The sequence below is a fragment of the Sphingomonas sp. G-3-2-10 genome (assembly GCF_012927115.1).
GTDB lineage: Bacteria > Pseudomonadota > Alphaproteobacteria > Sphingomonadales > Sphingomonadaceae > Sphingomonas.
Genome location: NZ_JABBFY010000001.1, coordinates 2740955 through 2758418 on the forward strand (window position 1 = coordinate 2740955; position 17464 = coordinate 2758418).

General features: G+C 66.2%; 17 protein-coding genes and 1 tRNA gene. 8 read left to right on the top strand and 10 right to left on the bottom strand.

Going from position 1 to position 17464, the window contains the following annotated elements; translation table 11 throughout:
• Positions 1 to 30 precede the first annotated feature (30 nt).
• Positions 31 to 2016, bottom strand: a complete 1986-nt coding sequence (locus HHL13_RS13830) for a S9 family peptidase (RefSeq protein WP_169556218.1) — start codon at positions 2014 to 2016, stop codon at positions 31 to 33.
• Between the two features lie 141 nt (positions 2017 to 2157).
• On the opposite strand from HHL13_RS13830, the gene HHL13_RS13835 reads away from it, so the two are divergent.
• On the top strand, positions 2158 to 3804 hold the full coding sequence (locus HHL13_RS13835; RefSeq protein WP_240953709.1) for a M28 family metallopeptidase: 1647 nt from the start codon (positions 2158 to 2160) through the stop codon (positions 3802 to 3804).
• 150 nt (positions 3805 to 3954) lie between these two features.
• Entirely contained in the window at positions 3955 to 4950 is a 996-nt protein-coding gene (locus tag HHL13_RS13840; protein ID WP_169556219.1) for an agmatine deiminase family protein, read from the top strand.
• Between the two features lie 112 nt (positions 4951 to 5062).
• On the opposite strand, the gene HHL13_RS13845 is transcribed toward HHL13_RS13840, so the two are convergent.
• Positions 5063 to 5608, bottom strand: a complete 546-nt coding sequence (locus tag HHL13_RS13845; RefSeq protein ID WP_169556220.1) for a hypothetical protein — start codon at positions 5606 to 5608, stop codon at positions 5063 to 5065.
• A gap of 61 nt (positions 5609 to 5669) precedes the next feature.
• Between HHL13_RS13845 and aguB the strand changes: the two genes are divergently transcribed.
• A complete protein-coding gene (aguB, locus tag HHL13_RS13850; protein ID WP_169556221.1) occupies positions 5670 to 6515 on the top strand; it encodes an N-carbamoylputrescine amidase in 846 nt (281 codons plus the stop codon).
• A gap of 10 nt (positions 6516 to 6525) precedes the next feature.
• On the opposite strand, the gene HHL13_RS13855 is transcribed toward aguB, so the two are convergent.
• Both HHL13_RS13855 and HHL13_RS13860 read right to left on the bottom strand, forming a co-directional pair.
• Positions 6526 to 6984, bottom strand: coding sequence for a DUF805 domain-containing protein (locus HHL13_RS13855; RefSeq protein WP_169556222.1), 459 nt, complete (start codon positions 6982 to 6984; stop codon positions 6526 to 6528).
• Positions 6981 to 7604: a uracil-DNA glycosylase gene (locus tag HHL13_RS13860; protein ID WP_169556223.1), complete on the bottom strand. Its 624-nt coding sequence runs from the start codon at positions 7602 to 7604 to the stop codon at positions 6981 to 6983. The genes HHL13_RS13855 and HHL13_RS13860 overlap by 4 nt, the downstream gene beginning before the upstream one ends.
• Before the next feature lie 23 nt (positions 7605 to 7627).
• On the opposite strand from HHL13_RS13860, the gene folK reads away from it, so the two are divergent.
• From folK to HHL13_RS13875, 3 genes are all read left to right on the top strand, one after another.
• Complete coding sequence (gene folK, locus HHL13_RS13865) at positions 7628 to 8092, top strand: 2-amino-4-hydroxy-6-hydroxymethyldihydropteridine diphosphokinase (protein WP_169556224.1); 465 nt, start codon at positions 7628 to 7630, stop codon at positions 8090 to 8092.
• Between the two features lie 39 nt (positions 8093 to 8131).
• Positions 8132 to 8207, top strand: a tRNA-Lys gene (locus HHL13_RS13870).
• Between the two features lie 140 nt (positions 8208 to 8347).
• Positions 8348 to 10441: a TonB-dependent receptor gene (locus HHL13_RS13875; protein WP_169556225.1), complete on the top strand. Its 2094-nt coding sequence runs from the start codon at positions 8348 to 8350 to the stop codon at positions 10439 to 10441.
• A gap of 145 nt (positions 10442 to 10586) precedes the next feature.
• On the opposite strand, the gene galE is transcribed toward HHL13_RS13875, so the two are convergent.
• Positions 10587 to 11579: a UDP-glucose 4-epimerase GalE gene (gene galE / locus HHL13_RS13880; RefSeq protein ID WP_169556226.1), complete on the bottom strand. Its 993-nt coding sequence runs from the start codon at positions 11577 to 11579 to the stop codon at positions 10587 to 10589.
• A gap of 70 nt (positions 11580 to 11649) precedes the next feature.
• On the opposite strand from galE, the gene msrA reads away from it, so the two are divergent.
• Complete coding sequence (msrA, locus tag HHL13_RS13885; protein ID WP_169556227.1) at positions 11650 to 12195, top strand: peptide-methionine (S)-S-oxide reductase MsrA; 546 nt, start codon at positions 11650 to 11652, stop codon at positions 12193 to 12195.
• Positions 12196 to 12341: 146 nt separating this feature from the next.
• Here msrA and aqpZ read toward each other — a convergent pair whose 3' ends face one another.
• The gene (gene aqpZ, locus HHL13_RS13890; RefSeq protein ID WP_169556228.1) at positions 12342 to 13079 is read right to left on the bottom strand and encodes an aquaporin Z; all 738 of its coding nucleotides are present in this window, start codon (positions 13077 to 13079) and stop codon (positions 12342 to 12344) included.
• Between the two features lie 92 nt (positions 13080 to 13171).
• A complete protein-coding gene (locus HHL13_RS13895) occupies positions 13172 to 14146 on the bottom strand; it encodes an L-threonylcarbamoyladenylate synthase (protein WP_346775557.1) in 975 nt (324 codons plus the stop codon).
• A 46-nt stretch (positions 14147 to 14192) separates the two neighbouring features.
• On the opposite strand from HHL13_RS13895, the gene HHL13_RS13900 reads away from it, so the two are divergent.
• Positions 14193 to 15902, top strand: coding sequence for an acyl-CoA dehydrogenase (locus tag HHL13_RS13900; protein WP_169556230.1), 1710 nt, complete (start codon positions 14193 to 14195; stop codon positions 15900 to 15902).
• Between the two features lie 28 nt (positions 15903 to 15930).
• On the opposite strand, the gene HHL13_RS13905 is transcribed toward HHL13_RS13900, so the two are convergent.
• Genes HHL13_RS13905 through HHL13_RS13915 form a run of 3 tightly spaced genes read right to left on the bottom strand, consistent with a single transcriptional unit; the run spans position 15931 to position 17442 of the window.
• Complete coding sequence (locus tag HHL13_RS13905) at positions 15931 to 16230, bottom strand: putative quinol monooxygenase (protein WP_169556231.1); 300 nt, start codon at positions 16228 to 16230, stop codon at positions 15931 to 15933.
• Positions 16230 to 17081 (bottom strand): signal peptidase I, encoded by an 852-nt coding sequence (gene lepB, locus HHL13_RS13910; RefSeq protein ID WP_169556232.1) that lies wholly within the window; start codon positions 17079 to 17081, stop codon positions 16230 to 16232. Before lepB ends, HHL13_RS13905 begins: the two co-directional genes overlap by 1 nt.
• A gap of 4 nt (positions 17082 to 17085) precedes the next feature.
• Positions 17086 to 17442, bottom strand: a complete 357-nt coding sequence (locus tag HHL13_RS13915; RefSeq protein ID WP_169556233.1) for a GntR family transcriptional regulator — start codon at positions 17440 to 17442, stop codon at positions 17086 to 17088.
• Positions 17443 to 17464 lie beyond the last annotated feature (22 nt).

Consider the following 17464-nt stretch of genomic DNA (forward strand, 5'->3'; position numbering starts at 1 on the left):
AATGACAGCGACGCATCGGAAAGCAAGCGCCTACTCCTTGGGCGGCAGCTTCAGCGCGCCGCGCAGGAACACGTCGCTGCGATCGAGCATCCCGGCGCGCACGTCGCCATCGGCGAGATAGTGGTCGAGACCGGGATATTCGACGAACTCGACCGTCTTGCCCGCCGCCTTCAGCCGTGCGGCCATCGACCGCGACTGGCCGACGCCGACATTGCTGTCGCGATCGCCGTGGAACAGCAGCACCGGCGCGGCGATCCGCGGCGCGTTGCGCGCTGGCGAGCCTTCGGTGAGGTGCGGCCCCGAACCGATGAAATCCTTCACCAGCTGGAAATTGGTGAAGAAGCGCGATTCCTCGCGCAGCGCGGGCAGGTCGGTGACCGGTGCGATGGCGACGATCGCCTTGAACAGCGTCGGATCGAGCACTCCGGACTGGAGCGCGGCATAGCCGCCATAGGACCAGCCGACGATCGCCATCTTGTCCGGCGCGGCGATCCCCTGGCTCACCAGCCAGCGCCCACCGTCATTGACGTCGCCCACCGCGATCTTCCACGACTGGAAGCCGTTATTGACGAACCAGGCGTCGCCATAGCCGGTCGAGCCGCGGAAATTGGGCTGGAGCACCGCGAAGCCGCGTGCGGCATAGAATTGGGCCAGCCAGTCGAAGCCCCATTCGTCGCGCGAGCCGGGGCCGCCATGCGGCATCACGATCGCGGGCAACCCCTTGCCGTCGCTGCCCGGCGGCAAGGTGAGATAGGCGGGGATCTGGGTGCCATCGGCTGCGGCGAAGGTCACCGGCTTCACCGGAGCCAGCGTCACCTGTTCGAGCTGCGGGCGCGACAGCATGATCTCGTTCATCGACTTGGCGGTGCGGTCGAACACATAATAGCGGCCCGGATCGACATCGCTGCCCGCCCACAGCAGCAGCTTGTTCTCATCGGCGCTGGCATCGACGAACTGGATCAGCGGCTTGCCCGGCAGCGCGCGCGACAGTGCCCCCGCCAGCGTCTTGAGCTGGGGATCGAAGAACACCGCTTCGCGCTTCTCGGTGGCATAGCCCACGCCCACCACGCGCTGGCGACGGCCGATCCGGATCAGATTGTCGACATCGACATCGGGACGGCTGAACACCATCTCGCGCTTCATCGTCCCATCGAGCGAGATGCGGAACAGCGCCAGCCGGCCATTCTGCCGGTCGAACCCATAGACGACGTTCAGGTCGCGATCGACGGCATAGGGATTGAAGCCGTTGCCGTTCGTGTCGACCTCGCTCAGCGGCTTCCACGAACGGTCGCCCGCGGTGCGGTAGAAATAGCGCGTGATGCCGGTGTCATAGCCCGCCCGCTCCTCGCGCGATCCCATCACCCGCACCGTACCGAACCCGTCGGTGATATATTCGGCGGCGTCGCGGCGCGGCTGCTCGACGATCGAACGTCGCAGGCTGGTCGTATCGACGCGTTCGACGGCAAAGCCCTGGCGCGTCTCGGCGATGTTGGTGCCGATATTGGTCTCCGGAATGATGACCCGCGTCATCAACACATTACCGTCGCTGTCGGGCAGCCAGTCGATCACGCCGCCGCCGCTCTGGGCGATGCCCAACGAGCGCGAGGTCGTATCCGCGGACAACAGCTTGGCCTGGGTCGACCCGGTCGGATCGACCGACACCATCCGCGTGTATAGGACCAGTCCGGCCTGCTCGTTCACTTCGATATGAACCTGGCACACGATCCGGCTGTTCGACGACCAGCGGCAATATTGAATCGTCTCGGGCTTGCCGTCGGCGACGAGCACCCGCTTCGGCGTGGAGCCGCCGGCCACCTCGGCGACATAGATCGCCATCGAGGTCCCCGCGCCGGGCGCGATGAACACGACGCGCATGCCGTCCGGAGACAGCGCGATCTGCTGGACTTCCTCACGCGCGCCGAAACGCTTCGCATCGATGCTCTGCGCCATTGCCGGCGCCGCACCGAACATCGCCAGCGCGAGCATGACTCGCCCCGCCCCTACCCCGAAAAACATGACTAGCCCCTCAAAGAAAACGATTCTTCGGGAACGATCCTGAGCGAGCATGGCCGCTCGCGCAACGCAAAATCGCGCCACTTGTGCTGCACTTTTCCCGCTGCCAAAGTCCGCGGCATCCAGGCCATTCAAGGAACCTCCATGCGCCTTCACATGATTGCCGCGACCGCGGCCCTTGCGCTGCTCGCCGGCTGCAACAAATCGTCCGGGAAGGATCCCGGCATCTCGGTCGATACGCTGAAGCAGGTCACAGAAAAGCTCTCGTCCGACGAGTTCGAGGGGCGCAAGCCAACGACCGCGGGCGAGGAAAAGACCGTCGCATATCTGATCGAGCGGATGAAGGCCGCCGGTCTCGAGCCGGGCAACAAGGGCAGTTGGGTGCAGGACGTGCCGCTGGTCGAGCTCGACGCGAAGAATGTCTCGCCGCTCAGCTTCACCGGCGGACAGGGCGACGCGATCAGCCTGAACTATCGCACCGATATGGTCATCTCGACCTATCAGGTAACGCCGAAGACGCAGATCAAGGATAGCGACGTCGTGTTCGTCGGCTACGGCATCAACGCACCCGAACGCGGCTGGAACGACTATGCCGGCGTCGATGTGAAGGGGAAGACCGTCGTCATCCTCATCAACGATCCCGATTGGGAGACCAAGGAACTGAAGGGCGATTTCGGCGGCCGGGCGATGACCTATTATGGCCGCTGGACCTACAAGTACGAGGAAGCCGCGCGTCAGGGCGCGGCCGCCGCGATCATCGTCCACAACACCGAACCCGCCGCCTATGGCTGGAACGTCGTCCAGTCGAGCTGGACCGGACCGCAGCTCGAGCAGGACGCTCCGGGCAACCATATGGACCAGTCCAAGGCGATCGGCTGGATCCAGCAGGACGCGGCGAAGCAGCTCTTCGCCAAGGGCGGACAGGATTATGCCAAGCTGGTCGCCGCCGCGAAGACCAAGGGCTTCAAGGCCGTGCCGTTCGCGGGCGTGAAGGCGTCGGTCTCGTTCGACAGTAACATCCGCCGTCAGGCCTCGAAGAACGTCATCGGCATCCTGCCGGGCACCGAGAAGAAGGACGAATATGTCCTCTATTCGGCGCACTGGGACCATCTGGGCCGCTGCGAGAAGGTCAATAACGACGACATCTGCAACGGTGCGCTCGACAATGCCTCGGGCACCGCGGCGCTGATTGCGATCGCCGAAGCGCAGAAGAAGGCCGGCCCGACCAAGCGGACGATGGTGTTCCTCGCCGTCACCGCCGAGGAAGCAGGCCTGCTCGGCTCCAAATATTATGCCGAGAACCCGGTCTTCCCGCTCAGCCAGACCGTGGGCGGCGTCAACATGGACGGCGTGAACCTCAACGGCCCGGCCAAGGACTTCGTGTTCGTCGGCGTCGGCAAGTCCGAGCTGGAAGACCTGATGAAGAAGCTGGTCGAAGGCGAGGGCCGCACCGTCGTGCCCGAACCGACCCCGGAAAAGGGCTTCTACTACCGCTCCGACCATTTCAGCTTCGCCAAGCTCGGCGTGCCGATGTTCTATGGCGAGAGCGGCGAGGACCTGGTCAATGGCGGCAAGGAAGCCGGCAAGAAGGCCGCCGACGACTATACCGAGAATCGCTACCACCAGCCTTCGGATCAATATGATGCGAAGTGGGACTGGACCGGCGCGATCCAGGATCTGAACCTGTTCTACTGGCTGGGCCGCCAGCTCGCCGACGGCGACACCTGGCCCAACTGGTACAAGGACGCGGAATTCCGCGAGATCCGCGACAAGAGCCGCGCGGGGAAGTGAGTTGATAATCCTCTCCCGGAGGGGGGAGGTGGCATGCGAAGCATGACGGAGGGGGATTGTCCGCGAGCGGCTTCGCTTGAGGATAATCCCCCTCCACCGCCTTCAGCGGCCCCTCTCCCCCTCCGGGGGAGGATTTGTTAGAGGCGCCCCATGACCACCGAACCGACCACCCCGCCCGCCCCGCCTCCCGCCGAATGGGCGCCGCACGATGCCGTGTGGATCGGCTTCCCGAGCCATGCCGATCTGTGGGTCGAGGACCTCGAGCCGGCGCGCGAGGAAGTCGCGAAGTTCGCGCGTGCGGTCCATGCCGGCGGGCGCGGCGAGCGAGTGATCCTCGTCGCTGCCGACGACGAAGCCGCCGCCGCCGCGAAGAAGCTGGTTCATGGCGACGCGCGCATCGTCGTCGAGCCGTTCGGCGACATCTGGCTGCGCGATACCGCCGCGATCATCGGCGGCGACCGCACCGCGCATGATTTCATGTTCAACGGCTGGGGCGGCAAATACGATCTCGAAGGCGATGACGATATCGGTCACCGCCTCGCCCGGCGGCAGCATTTCCATGTCGAGGATCATAGCTGGGTGCTCGAAGGCGGCGCGATCGACGGCGACGGCACCGGCCTGGTCGTCACCACCGAGCAATGCCTGCTCAACCGCAACCGCAATCCAGACATGAGCCGCGAGGAAGTCGAGAACCTGCTGCGCCGCGACCTCGGCTATACCCGCGTGCTGTGGCTCGGCGACGGGCTGCTCAACGATCATACCGACGGTCATGTCGACAATCTTGCCCGTTTCGTCGGCGAGAACCGGCTGCTGATCCCCGAAGCGACCGAGAACGATCCGAACTGGCGCGTCTATCAGGACGCCGCGCTGCGAGCGGAGCGCTTCGGCGTCGAAGTCGTCCGCATGCCCTCGCCCGGCCGCGTACTGAACGAGGAAGAGGAAATCATCCCGGCCAGCTATATGAACTTCTACATCGGCAATGCCGCGGTGGTCGTTCCGCTATACGGGCAGGAGAACGATCAGGCCGCGATCGATACGCTGGCGAAACTCTTCCCCGGGCGCGAAGTGGTCGGGTTCGAGGCCGGGCATATCCTGACCGGCGGCGGCAGCTTCCACTGCATCAGCCAGCAGATCCCGACGCTCTAGCGTTTGATCCACTGCCGTGGATCCGGCACCAGCCCGCTCCCCCACCCGGCCACCCATAGAATATACTTCGGTTGGGTGGCCCGCTGGGGGAGCGGGCTGGTGCCGCGAACAACTAGACGAACTGATTGACGACGTAGAGCGCGAGGATCGCCAGTTCGATCCCGAGGCACAGCCGTGCGCTCCTGGCGAAGATCAGCGCCAGCCCGGGCACGGTGAAGGCAATCGGCATCGCGACCGCGGCCCAGTCGTGCAACGGGTTGCCGAACAACAGCCACAGCCCGAGCGTCATCAACCAGTTGGCCGCGATCACCCCGCCGATTACCAGCGCCTTGTTGCGCATGAAGTGATGGTCGAGTTCGGGCCACGCCCCGGCCGCGATCGGGAACACCAGCGACGCGGCGAGGAAATAGACGCCCGCGATCGCCATGCCGAACGCCAGCACCGCGAAGCTGGCGGGCAGCGAATCGCGGATCGCCCAGGCATTGGTCCAGAAGGTGATCAGATCGGTCAGCAGGATGAGACCGAGCAGCGGCGTGAGCCAGCCGAGCCGGATCTTGCCATGCTCGCGCAGCACGCGCGCGAAGCCCGTCAGGATTTCGGCCACCGACAGACCCAGGACCAGCCCGAAGAACGAGAAGACGAATTCGAAAGCTGTCATGGGCGCATCTTCTCCCGCGCGATGCTCGACGCAAGGCCCCCGGCGCATTACATGGCCGCGCATGACCGAAATCACCGTCGGAGCGCTCCAGCTCGCCTTCACCGATGACATCGACGCGAACATCGCGAACGTGACCGAACTCGTCCGCGAAGCCGCGAGCAAGGGCGCGCACGTCGTGCTGCCGCCCGAATTATTCGAAGGCGAATATTTCTGCCGGGTCGAAGACGAGGGTCTGTTCTCGAACGCCAAACCTACGGGCGAGCACAAGGCGGTGCTGGCGATGCAGAAGCTCGCCGCCGAGCTGCAGATCCATATCCCCACCAGCTTCTTCGAAGCCGATGGGCCGCATCATTATAACAGCCTCGCGATGATCAACCCCGACGGCAAGGTCGCCGGCGTCTATCGCAAGAGCCACATTCCCGACGGTCCCGGCTATGAGGAAAAATTCTATTTCCGCCCGGGTAATACCGGCTTCAAGGTGTGGGACGGCCCGGCGAAGCTGGGCGTCGGCATCTGCTGGGACCAATGGTATCCCGAGACGGCGCGCGCGATGATGCTGATGGGCGCGGAAATCCTCTTCTACCCCACCGCGATCGGCAGCGAGCCGCATGACGACAGCCTCGACACCGCGCGGCTGTGGCGCCGGGCGATGGTCGGCCATGCCGTGTCGAACGTCGTGCCCATCGTTGCCGCCAACCGCGTCGGCGCGGAGCATGGCCAGACCTTCTACGGCACCAGCTTCATCACCGACGAGCGCGGCGACATCCTCGCCGAGCTGGACCGCGAGGAAACCGGCGTGATTACCGCGACGCTCGACCTCGACCGGGTGAAGCGCCACCGCGCCGCCTTCGGCTTCTTCCGCGACCGGCGGCCGGAACTGTACGGGCGGCTGGTCCAGGATATCTGAACCCAGCCCGTCAGATCTGCCGATTGGGGCCGCGAGGATCGGGTCCGTGCCGGTTCTCGCCCGCATCGCCCTCGGCAACCACCGCGATCAGCAGCATGCACCAGCCGATATAGGGGAGCATCAGCCACAACAGGGTCGCCCAGCCCCCGCCCTGATCGTTCAGGCGGCGCACCAGTGTCATCAGCAAGATCGCAGCGCATAGCAGGGCAAGCGCGGTCATCGTCCAGCCGATCGCAGCACCGCCGACGACACCGGCTTCATCCAGCCGGTAGGGACCACTGCCGAGGACCATCCGCACCGCTTCCGCCACGGCCAGCGGAAACAAGATGCACCAGGCGAGGATCAGCGCAAAGTCGCGTCGGGTCTCACGACCGCGCGGGTCCAGCAGGCTCGCCAGCCCGTAAAGCCGATACCATGCGTGCTCGCTGAGCCGGCTCTGCCATGACAGAGTAAGCTGTTTCCGGATCACGCTGCCAATTCCACCGCCCGCGCGAAGACCGCCTCGAACATCCCGGGCGTGATCCGCCCGGTATTCTGGTTGTAGCGCGAGCAGTGATAGCTATCGATCAGCAGCATCCCAGATGGCACGCGATGTTCGGCGAGGTGTGCGAAGCGGCATTTGGGCAGCTTGCCGCCCAGCGCCTTGACCGAAGACTGGTGCGCGATCTCGCCCAGCGCGACCGCCACCCGCAAATTGGGCATCGCATCGAACTGTGCTTCGAGGAACGGGCGGCAGTTGCGGATCTCCTCGGGCACCGGCTTGTTGCCGGGCGGCAGGCATTTGACTGCGTTGAGGATCATCACGCCCTTGGGCACACCCCTTTCTGCCAGCCCGAACTTCTCCAGCGTCGCGAACAGCATGTCGCCCGATCCGTCGCCGGTGAAGGCCAGCCCGGTGCGGTTGGCACCGGCGCGGCCGGGCGCGAGGCCGACGATGGCGATCGCCGCATCGGGATCGCCATAGGCCGGTACGGGCGCATTCCACCAGTCCGGCTGCTCGATACGCAGTGCTTCGCGCGTCTCGACAAGGCGCGGGCAAAGCGGACAATCGCGATCCGGTTCGGTGCCGGGGTTGGTAGACGTCTTCACCTGCACGCGATAGGCGCTGGCGCGTGGGCACGACAAGCTATGTCATTGCGATCGGATCGAACCGCCGGGGCCGCAACGGCTCGCCCGAAGCCGAGGTGCGCGCCGCGATCCGCGAACTGGGCGCCGAAATCGTCTCGCCGATCCTCCGCACCCCGCCGCTCGGCCCCTCGAAGCGGCGATTCGCCAATGCCGTCGCGATCCTCGACACCGGCGAGGACCCGCCCGCCCTGCTTCGCCGCCTGAAGGCGATCGAACGCGATCATGGCCGACGCCGCGCGCAACGCTGGTCGGCGCGGGTGATCGACCTCGATATCGTGCTGTGGTCGGAGGGACCGTGGAGCGGGCCGGGCCTCACTATTCCCCACCCGCAATTCCGCCTGCGCGGCTTCGTACTCGATCCGCTGGCGCAGGTCGCCCCGCTGTGGCGCGACCCGATCAGCGGCCGTACGGTGCGTCAGCTTCGCGCCCTTCTCCGCCGCGCCCGTTGACCCCGCGCCATCGCTTCCCTAGGGGAGCCGCCTTGGTGTGGGTCCGTAGCTCAGTCGGTAGAGCAAGCGACTTTTAATCGAGAGGTCCCGGGTTCGAGCCCCGGCGGACCCACCATTTCCCGCTTCGACGAACGATACCGGATGGCCGATCGGGCCATCGCGCATCCCGAACGGCTGCTCGATTGCGTCTTGATACTTTATAACATCGCGTCTATCGCAGCGCAGCATCACCGTCGTACCGAGAGTCCCTGCCCCATGATCCGCACCTTGCTGCTTGCCTCTGCCGCCTTCATCGCGCTTCCCGCTCATGCCGAGGATACTCCTCCGGCGGCAAACACCAGCAACGACGCTCCCGCCGCGCAGGCCCAGGATCACGACCAGCCCAATGGCGAGATCGTCGTGACCGGCACGCGCGCCCGCTCGACCGCCGATGTGCTGGGCGGAACCGCCGTGCTCGCCAACGAGGAACTGAATCGCAGCCTCCGCCCGACCATCGGCGAGACGCTGGCCTCGCAGCCGGGCGTGTCGGCCACCTCGTTCGGCCCCAACGCGTCGAAACCCGTGCTGCGCGGCTTCACCGGCGATCGCGCTCCGGTGCTGACCGACGGCATCGGCAGCATCGACGTGTCGAACACCTCGGCCGATCACGCCGCGGTCATCAACCCGCTGACCGCCGACCGTATCGAAGTGCTGCGCGGCCCGGCGGCGCTGCTGTTCGCCCCCTCGTCGATCGGCGGTGTGGTCAATGTGATCGACAGCCGCATCCCGCGCCGCGTCGAGACCCCCGTCCATGCCGACGGCATCATGAGCTATGGTTCGGCCGCGAACGAGCGCTCGGTCTCGGGCACGCTCGACGTGCCGGCGACCGGCTCGCTCGTGTTCCACTTCGACGGCAGCTATTCCAAGACCGACGACATGAAGACCGGCGGCTATGTGCTCAGCCCGGCGCTTCGGGCGCAGGCCGCGGCAAGTGCCGATCCCGACATCGCCGAACTCGCCGATCTGCGCGGCACCGTGCCGAACACCGCGGCGCGCACCTGGAACGTCGCGGGCGGCGCGGCGATCATCAACGATGGCGGGAGCCTGGGCTTCGCGGTCAGCCATTATGACAGCCTGTACGGCGTGCCGGTCCGCTATTCGTTCGATCCTTCGGTCGAAGCGGAGGAAGTGCGTCTCGCGGTGAAGCAGACGCGCGTCGATATCCGCGGCGAAGTGAACACCGGTGGCAGCGCGTTCAGCCACATCCGCCTGCGCCTCGGCGCGGCCGACTACAAGCATAGCGAGCTGGAAGACACCGGCGCCGTCGGCACCACCTTCTACAATCAGGGCTATGAGGGCCGGCTCGAGCTGGTCCAGACGGCACGGGGCAGCTGGGAAGGCCTGATCGGCGGCCAGTTCGTCGTGAAGGACATGCATATCGACGGGGACGAGAAGTTCCTGCCGAAGAATTCGATGACCCGTTTCGGCCTGTTCACGCTCCAGTCGGTCGATCTGGGCGCGCTGAAGGTCGAAGGCGCGGCCCGCTATGAGCATAGCGCCTATTCGGCCCAGCCCGACGCGGACATCGGCAACCCGGCCTATGCGCGCAATTTCGACACCTTCTCGGCATCGGCCGGCGCCAGCTACGAACTCGCCGACCGCGTCCGCTTCGGCGTCAACGTGTCGCGCAGCGAACGCGCGCCGTCGTCGGAGGAGCTGTTCGCCAACGGTCCGCACGCGGGCACGCAGGCGTTCGAAGTCGGCAATCCCGGCTTCACCAGCGAGAAGGCGTGGGGCGTGGAAGCCACGCTGAAGGGCAGCGGCGACGGCTGGTCGCTCGGCGCATCCGCCTATCACAGCTGGTATGACGGCTTCATCTACGATGCGCCCACCGGTGCCATCGAGGACGACTTGCCCGTGTTCCAGTACGCGCAGGCCGATGCCCGCTATTACGGGTTCGAGATCGAAGGATCGAAGCGGCTCGGCACCGTCGGCGGCTTCGACCTGAATGTCGACGGCCTCGCCGATTATGTCCATGCGACGATCGTGGGCGAAGGCCCCGCCCCGCGCATCCCGCCGCTGCGCCTGCTCGGCGGGTTCGAGGCCCAGTCGACGCACCTCAACACCCGCTTCGAAGTCGAGCGCAGCTTCGCGCAGAACCGGGTCACCGGGTTCGAGACCGAGACCAAGGGCCACACCCTCGTCAACGCCTCGATCGCATGGAGCCCCTGGGGCGCGCAGGGGACCAGCTTCACGCTGTCGGCCAACAACATCTTCAACGTCGAGGCGCGCCGCCATTCGAGCGTGCTGAAGGACTATGCCCCGCTGATGGGCCGCGACATCCGCGTCACCGCGCGGCTGACGCTTTAACACTCCTTCTCCCATTGGGAGAAGGAAGGGGCCCGCTCGCGAAGCGAGTGGGAAGGATGAGGGTGACGTGCGTCACGTCACCCAACTCACCCTCAACCTTCCGCCGGCCAAAGCCCGCTTCCTCCCTTTCCCAATGGGAGAGGGATTAGCGCTCCGCCAGCTTGCGTTCCCACGCCAGCGCATCCTTCACGATGCCGTCGAGGTCGTCATGCTTCGGCCGCCACGGCAGCGCGGCGAGGATGCGGCTATTGTCGGCGACCAGCGCGTCGGGATCGCCGGCGCGGCGGCCCTCGAGGCGGCGGTCGATCTGCAAATTTGTCACGCGATCCACGGCGTCGAGCACCTGCAGCACCGAGAAGCCCCGGCCATAGCCGGCGTTCATCGTGTGGCTGGTGGCCGGATCGGCGATCAGCAGGTCGAGCGCGTTGACATGCGCGGCGGCCAGATCGGTGACATGGATATAGTCACGTACGCCGGTGCCATCGGGCGTGTCGAAATCGGTGCCGAACACGCCGACATGGCTGCGCTTGCCGATGGCGGCTTCCACCGCGACCTTGATCAGATGCGTCGCGCCCGCGGTCGACTGGCCGGAGCGGCCCTGCGGATCGGCGCCCGCGACGTTGAAGTAGCGCAGCGCGCAATAGTTGATCGGGTGCGCCGCCGCGACGTCCTTCAGCATGAACTCGGTCATCAGCTTCGACATGCCGTAGGGATTGATCGGCACGCGCGGCGAATCTTCCTGCACCGGCACGACTTCGGGAATGCCATAGGTCGCGGCCGTGGAGGAGAAGATGAAATGCTTCACCCCGCACGCCACCGCGCTCTCGATCAGCGCGCGGCTGGCGACGGTGTTGTTCCGGTAATATTTCAGCGGGTTCTCGACCGATTCGGGCACCACCACCGATCCGGCGAAGTGCATCACCGCGACGACATCATGATCGCGCATCGCCGCGCGCACCTTGTCGTCGTCCTCGATGTTCGCGACCACCAGCGACGCGCGCTTGTCGACGGCCCAGTCGAACCCGGTGACGAGATTGTCGACCACCACGACCTTCCAGCCCGCATCGAGCAGCGCCAGCACCGCATGGCTGCCGATATAGCCCGCGCCACCCGTGACCAGCACCGAACCTTCGCGCATCGCCGACTCCCTCACCCTTTGTTCCTGACCGGCTCAACCCTATCTAGGCGGCATAAGCAAGGAGTCGGGAATGACGATCGAAACCGCAACGCTGGCAGGCGGATGTTTCTGGTGCACCGAAGCAGTGTTCAACGACGTGATCGGCGTCGAGAAGGTGGAAAGCGGCTATGTCGGCGGCCATGTCGACAGCCCGACCTACAAGCAGGTCTGCGGCGGCGACACCGGCCATGCCGAAGCAATCCGGATCAGCTTCGACACCGATCTGCTCAGCTATGGCGACCTGCTCGACATGTTCCTGGGCACCCACGATCCGACCCAGCTCAACCGGCAGGGCAACGATGTCGGCACCCAGTATCGCTCGGCGATCTTCCCCCATTCGCCCGAGCAGGAAACCGAGGCGAAGGCCGCGATCCAGCGCGCCCAGCCCGACTGGCCCGCGCCGATCGTCACCACCATCGAGCCGCTGGGCACCTGGTGGCCGGCCGAGGATTATCACCAGCAATATTGGGAAGGCGAAGGCCAACGGAACCCCTATTGCCTCGCCGTAATCCCGCCCAAGCTCAAGAAGCTCCGCAAGAGCTTCGCTGCGCGCAGCAAGGCAGCGGCGGAGGGGTAATGCGTTCTCGATGCGTCTGACGGCGCATAGCGGCACCGGCCCGCTCCCCCAGCGGGCCACCCAACGGAAGTATATTCTATGGGTGGCCGGGTGAGGGAGCGGGCCGGTACCGCTTCAAAGCGCGCTCTTCCGCGCGTTTTGACAGATCAGTCCTCTTTCCCCGGCAGCGCCGCGCCTTCGACCGGCGGGCGCACCGTCGCGTCGGCGCCGAGCGCGCGGTAAACGACCCCGCCGATCAGCGCGCCGACGATCGGCGCGACCCAGAACCAGACCAGCTGCTCCAGCGCGATCCCCCCTTCGAGCAGGGCCGGGCCGGTGCTGCGCGCGGGGTTCACCGACGTGTTGGTGACGGGGATCGAAATCAGGTGGATCAGCGTGAGGCACAGCCCGATCGCGATCGGCGCGAAGCCCGCGGGCGCGCGGCTGTCGGTCGATCCCATGATGACCAGCACGAAGATGAAGGTCAGCACGACTTCGATCGTCATTGCGGCTTCGAAGGTGTAGCCGCCCGGCGAATGATCGCCGAAGCCGTTTGACGCCAGCCCACCCGCATAATCAGGCGCGCCGCTGGCGACATACCACAGAAGCCCGGCCGCGAGCACCGCGCCCAAGACCTGCGCGATCACATAGAGCGGGATGTCCTTCGCCGGAAAGCGCCCGCCCGCCCATAGCCCGATGGTCACGGCGGGGTTGAGATGGCAGCCCGAAATATGCCCGATCGAATAGGCCATTGTGAGGACGGTGAGACCGAAGGCAAGGCTGACGCCCGCGAACCCGATCCCCACATCCTGAAGACCGGCCGCCAGCACCGCGCTGCCGCAGCCGCCGAAAACGAGCCAGAAGGTGCCGATCAGTTCGGCAAGTCCGCGCTGCACATTGGTCATGTCCGCCCTCCGTTGCGCCGCACGGGTCCCGCATGCGGACAAATGAAGGCACGAGACTGCGCCCTCGTTTCGTGGGTGTAAAGATCGCCCGCTCAGCGCGGATGGGCGGCGCGGCGCAGGCGGTCGTTGATGGCGATGCCGATGCCGGTTTCGGGGACCGGCGCAATCGCGATGGTGGCGGCAGCCGTCGCGTCCGCGCGGTGCAGCGCGTCGAACAGGTTCGCGGCGGCTTCGGTCAGGTCGCCACTCGCCGAAAGGCTTTCATCGCCCGCGACCGCGCCGAAGCCGATCAGCCATTCGCCGTCTTCCGCTCCAGCCGCATTCAACCGGACCGGCTTGGACGGGGCGTAATGGCTGTCGAGCTGCCCCGGCGCAACCACCGTCCCGTGCTCCGGCGAAGGCCGGAGCGTTGCGGGACCAGGCGATTCGATCGAGCCTTCAGGGCTCCGGCCTTCGCCGGAGAACAGGTCTTCCGCAGTCAGCGGACCCGGCCGCAGGATTTCCGTCCCGCGCACGATGGTCGATTCCAGCCCCGCCTCGGTCGCGCCGTCATCAATCACAAGCGGGATTCTTTCCCTCAGGCTGGCCGCGACGTGCGCCGCGCGGGTGGGACTGATCCCGCCGCTGACATTGGCCGAAGGCGCGGCGAGCGGCTTGCCGGTCACCGCCAGCAGCGCCTGCATCGCCCGGTGGCGCGGCACGCGGATCGCGATCGTATCCAGCCCCGCCGTCACCAGCGACGCGATCCCCGCCTCGGGCCGTACCGGCAGCACCAGCGTCAGCGGCCCCGGCCAGAAACGCGCCGCCAGATCGCGCGCGATATCGTCGAACACGGCGATCCGCTGGGCGGCGGCCAGATCGGACACATGCACGATCAGCGGATTGAACGAAGGGCGCCCCTTGGCTTCGTATATCCCGGCGACGGCGCGCGAATCGGTCGCGTCTGCGGCGAGCCCATAGACCGTCTCGGTCGGTACCGCGACGCATCCGCCGGCGCGAATCACGCGCGCGGCCTCGGCGATCGCGGCCTCGCCGTACGGTAAGACAAGGGGATTTGTCGTCGTCACCAAAGCGGCGCTATAGCGCCCGCGATAAAGCGACAAGAGAGGACGCATGACCTTCACGCCCGCAACTGCCGAACAGCGCTTCGTTCTCGATCATATCGTGCGGCTGCACGAACTGTCCGAGGAAGCGACGCCCGATCTGGTCGATGCGGTGCTCGAGGGTGTGGGCCAGTTCGCCGCGGGCGAATGGTCGCCGCTGGAACGGACCGGCGACACGGTTGGCGCGAAGTGGACCGAGACGGGCGTTGTGATGCCGGCAGGCTTCGTCGAGGCCTACAAGGCCTATGTCGAAGGCGGCTGGGGCACGATCGGATCGCCGGTCGCCTATGGCGGCCAGGGCCTGCCGGTCAGCCTCGCCACCGCAGTGATCGAGACGCTCGGCACGTCGAATATCGGCTTTGCGCTCGCCCCGATGCTGACCGTCGGCGCGATCGAATCGCTGGTGCATCACGGCAGCCAGGCGCAGCAGGACGCGTATCTGCCCAAGCTCGCCACCGGCGAATGGACCGGCACGATGAACCTGACCGAGCCGCAGGCAGGGTCCGATGTCGGCGCGCTGCGCTCGACCGCCACCCCGCGCGGCGATGGCACCTTCCTGATCAAGGGCACCAAGATCTTCATCTCGTTCGGCGATCACGACATGGCCGACAATATCGTCCATCTCGTCCTCGCCCGCACGCCCGGCGCGCCTGCGGGCACCAAGGGCATCTCGCTGTTTCTCGTGCCCAAATACCGCCTCAACGCCGACGGCACGCCGGGCGAGTTCAACGATGTCCGCACCGTCTCGATCGAACACAAGATGGGCATCCACGCCTCGCCCACCTGCGTGCTGAGCTTCGGCGACAATGACGATTGCGTCGGCGAGCTGATCGGCAACGAGATGGGCGGCATCGTCGCGATGTTCACGATGATGAACAATGCGCGCCTGAATGTCGGCCTGCAGGGCGTCGAAGTGGCCGAACGCGCCACCCAGCGCGCCGTGGCCTATGCCCGCGAACGCATCCAGTCCGCCCGCGCCGGATCGCCCAGCCGCGAGCCCGTCGCGATCGTCGAGCATCCCGATGTGCGCCGGATGCTGATGCGGATGAAGGCCCAGACCCAGGCCGCCCGCGCGCTGGTCTATCTCGCTTTCGGCCAGCTCGACCGCGCAAATGCTGGCGATGCGAAGGCCAAGGCGCGCGTCGAGCTGCTCACCCCGCTCGCCAAGGCGCACGGCACCGATCTGGGCAACGAAGTCGCGTCGCTCGGCGTGCAGGTGCATGGCGGCATGGGCTTTATCGAGGAGACCGGCGCGGCCCAGCATTTCCGCGATGCGCGCATCTTCCCGATCTATGAAGGCACCAACGGCATCCAGGCCGCCGATCTGGTCGGGCGCAAGCTGAGCATGGACAATGGCGGGACACTGCTGAGCCTGCTCGACGAGATGCGCGGAGATGCCGAAGGGGATGCGCTGGTCAACCTGATCGACGCCTGCGACGAAGTCGCGCGCAATCTGCTCTCGTCGGACGTGGAGGACCGGCTGGCGGCAAGCTATCCTTTCCTCACCATGCTCTCCACCGCAGTTTGCGGCTGGCTGATGGAGGAATCGGGCCGCATCGCAGCGCGCTCGGAAGGTGATCCGGCCTTCCTGAAGATGAAGCAGGCCACCGCACGCTTCTATGTCGAGCAGATCGTCCCCGAGGCTCTGGGGCTGAAGGCCGCGGCGATGGCGAAGGCTGAAATGCTCTACGCGATCGATGCGGAGACGTTCGCGGCATAATATCACCCGGTCGCGGTGAGAGGCGTGGCTAAATCCCCCGCCCCTCATCCGCATCGAACAGCGTCAGGTCACGCGCGCCGATACCCAGCCCCGGCCATGCCGCGCGCCACGCCCGGATGTGATCCACCTGCCCGTGCGCGGCCAGCGCTTCGGCCGTTTCCCAATGCTCGGTCACATGGATCAGGCCGGGCTCGAGCACGTCCTCGCCATAGCTGTAATGCAGGCATCCCGCTTCGGCCCGGCTCGCGGCGATCATCGCCGCCATCACCGGGCGGGCAGCATCGAGATTGGCAGGCGGCACCCGGAACGTGCCGGTGATGACCAGCATCAGTCCTTCGCGGGCCTCAGGCTCTCGCCCGCACGACCGCCGCGCAGCGAGGTGACCCAGCTCAGCGGATTGATCGCCGAACCGCTGCCGTCATAGCTGTGTGTCACGAATTCCGCGCGCCCGCCCAGACTCTCGACCGGCACCGCGCCGCCCAGCCCGGTCGGTAGCGGAAAGCGGCTGTCGGCCGACTGGTCGCGATTGTCGCCCATCAGAAACACATGCCCGGCGGGCACGGTCACTGGCCCGAAATTGTCGCCGAAGCTCAGATAGTCGGGTCCCAGATCGATCGTGTCATAGCTGACCCCGTTGGGCAGCGTCTCGCGGAACAGCGGCAGCTCGCAATGCAGCTTGCCGTCCGCGCCTTGCCGCTGGAACTTCCCCAGTACCCCGTCGCACGGCAGGTTCGCATCGACCGGCAGCATCGCCGTGCCGTGCGCCACGCGCTTCACCTCGCGGCCGTTGAGGATCACCACGCCGTTCTGTACGGCGATCGTATCGCCGGGCAGGCCGATCACGCGCTTGATCAGGTCCGCCCCGTCGCCCAGCCGCGCCACCGTCACGATGTCGCCGCGCTCGGGCAGGCTACCGAGCAACCGGCCGGGGATCACCGTCGATCCGTGGATCGAAGGCGAAGCGTAGGACCAGCCATAGGGATATTTGGTCACCACCAGCCGGTCGCCCTTCACGAGAGCGGGCATCATCGAACTGGACGGGATGTAGAAAGGCTTGGCCGCCACGGTCTGGAAGGTGAAGACCCCCGCGAACAGCAGGATGACGAAGCGGATCGTCGATCGCCAGGAACCCGGATTTGGCTCGCCTTGCGACGGCTGGGGTTCGGGCAAGTCGCTCACGGGATCAGGCCAGTTCGCGGTCCAGCAGCTCGTTCGCGTCGAGCCCTAGCAGCGCGATATGTTCGCGCACGCGGGGCCACATGCCGTTCAGGAACCGCTCGCGCTCGGCGATGCGCAGCCGCTCGACCGTGCCGGGCAGCACGAACATGCCCACGCCGCGGCGAACCTCGACATAGCCATCGTCCTGGAAGCTCTGATAGGCCTTCGCCACGGTCAGCGGATTCGCGCCATGCTCGGCGGCCAGCGCGCGCACCGAAGGAAGCTGGTCCCCCGCGCGGAACTGTCCCCGCAGGATGGCTGCGGCGATCGTCGCACGGAGCTTCAGATATACCGGGCTGTCGTCATGTTCGAGCGCTGTCATGGTGTGATAATACACCAAATAC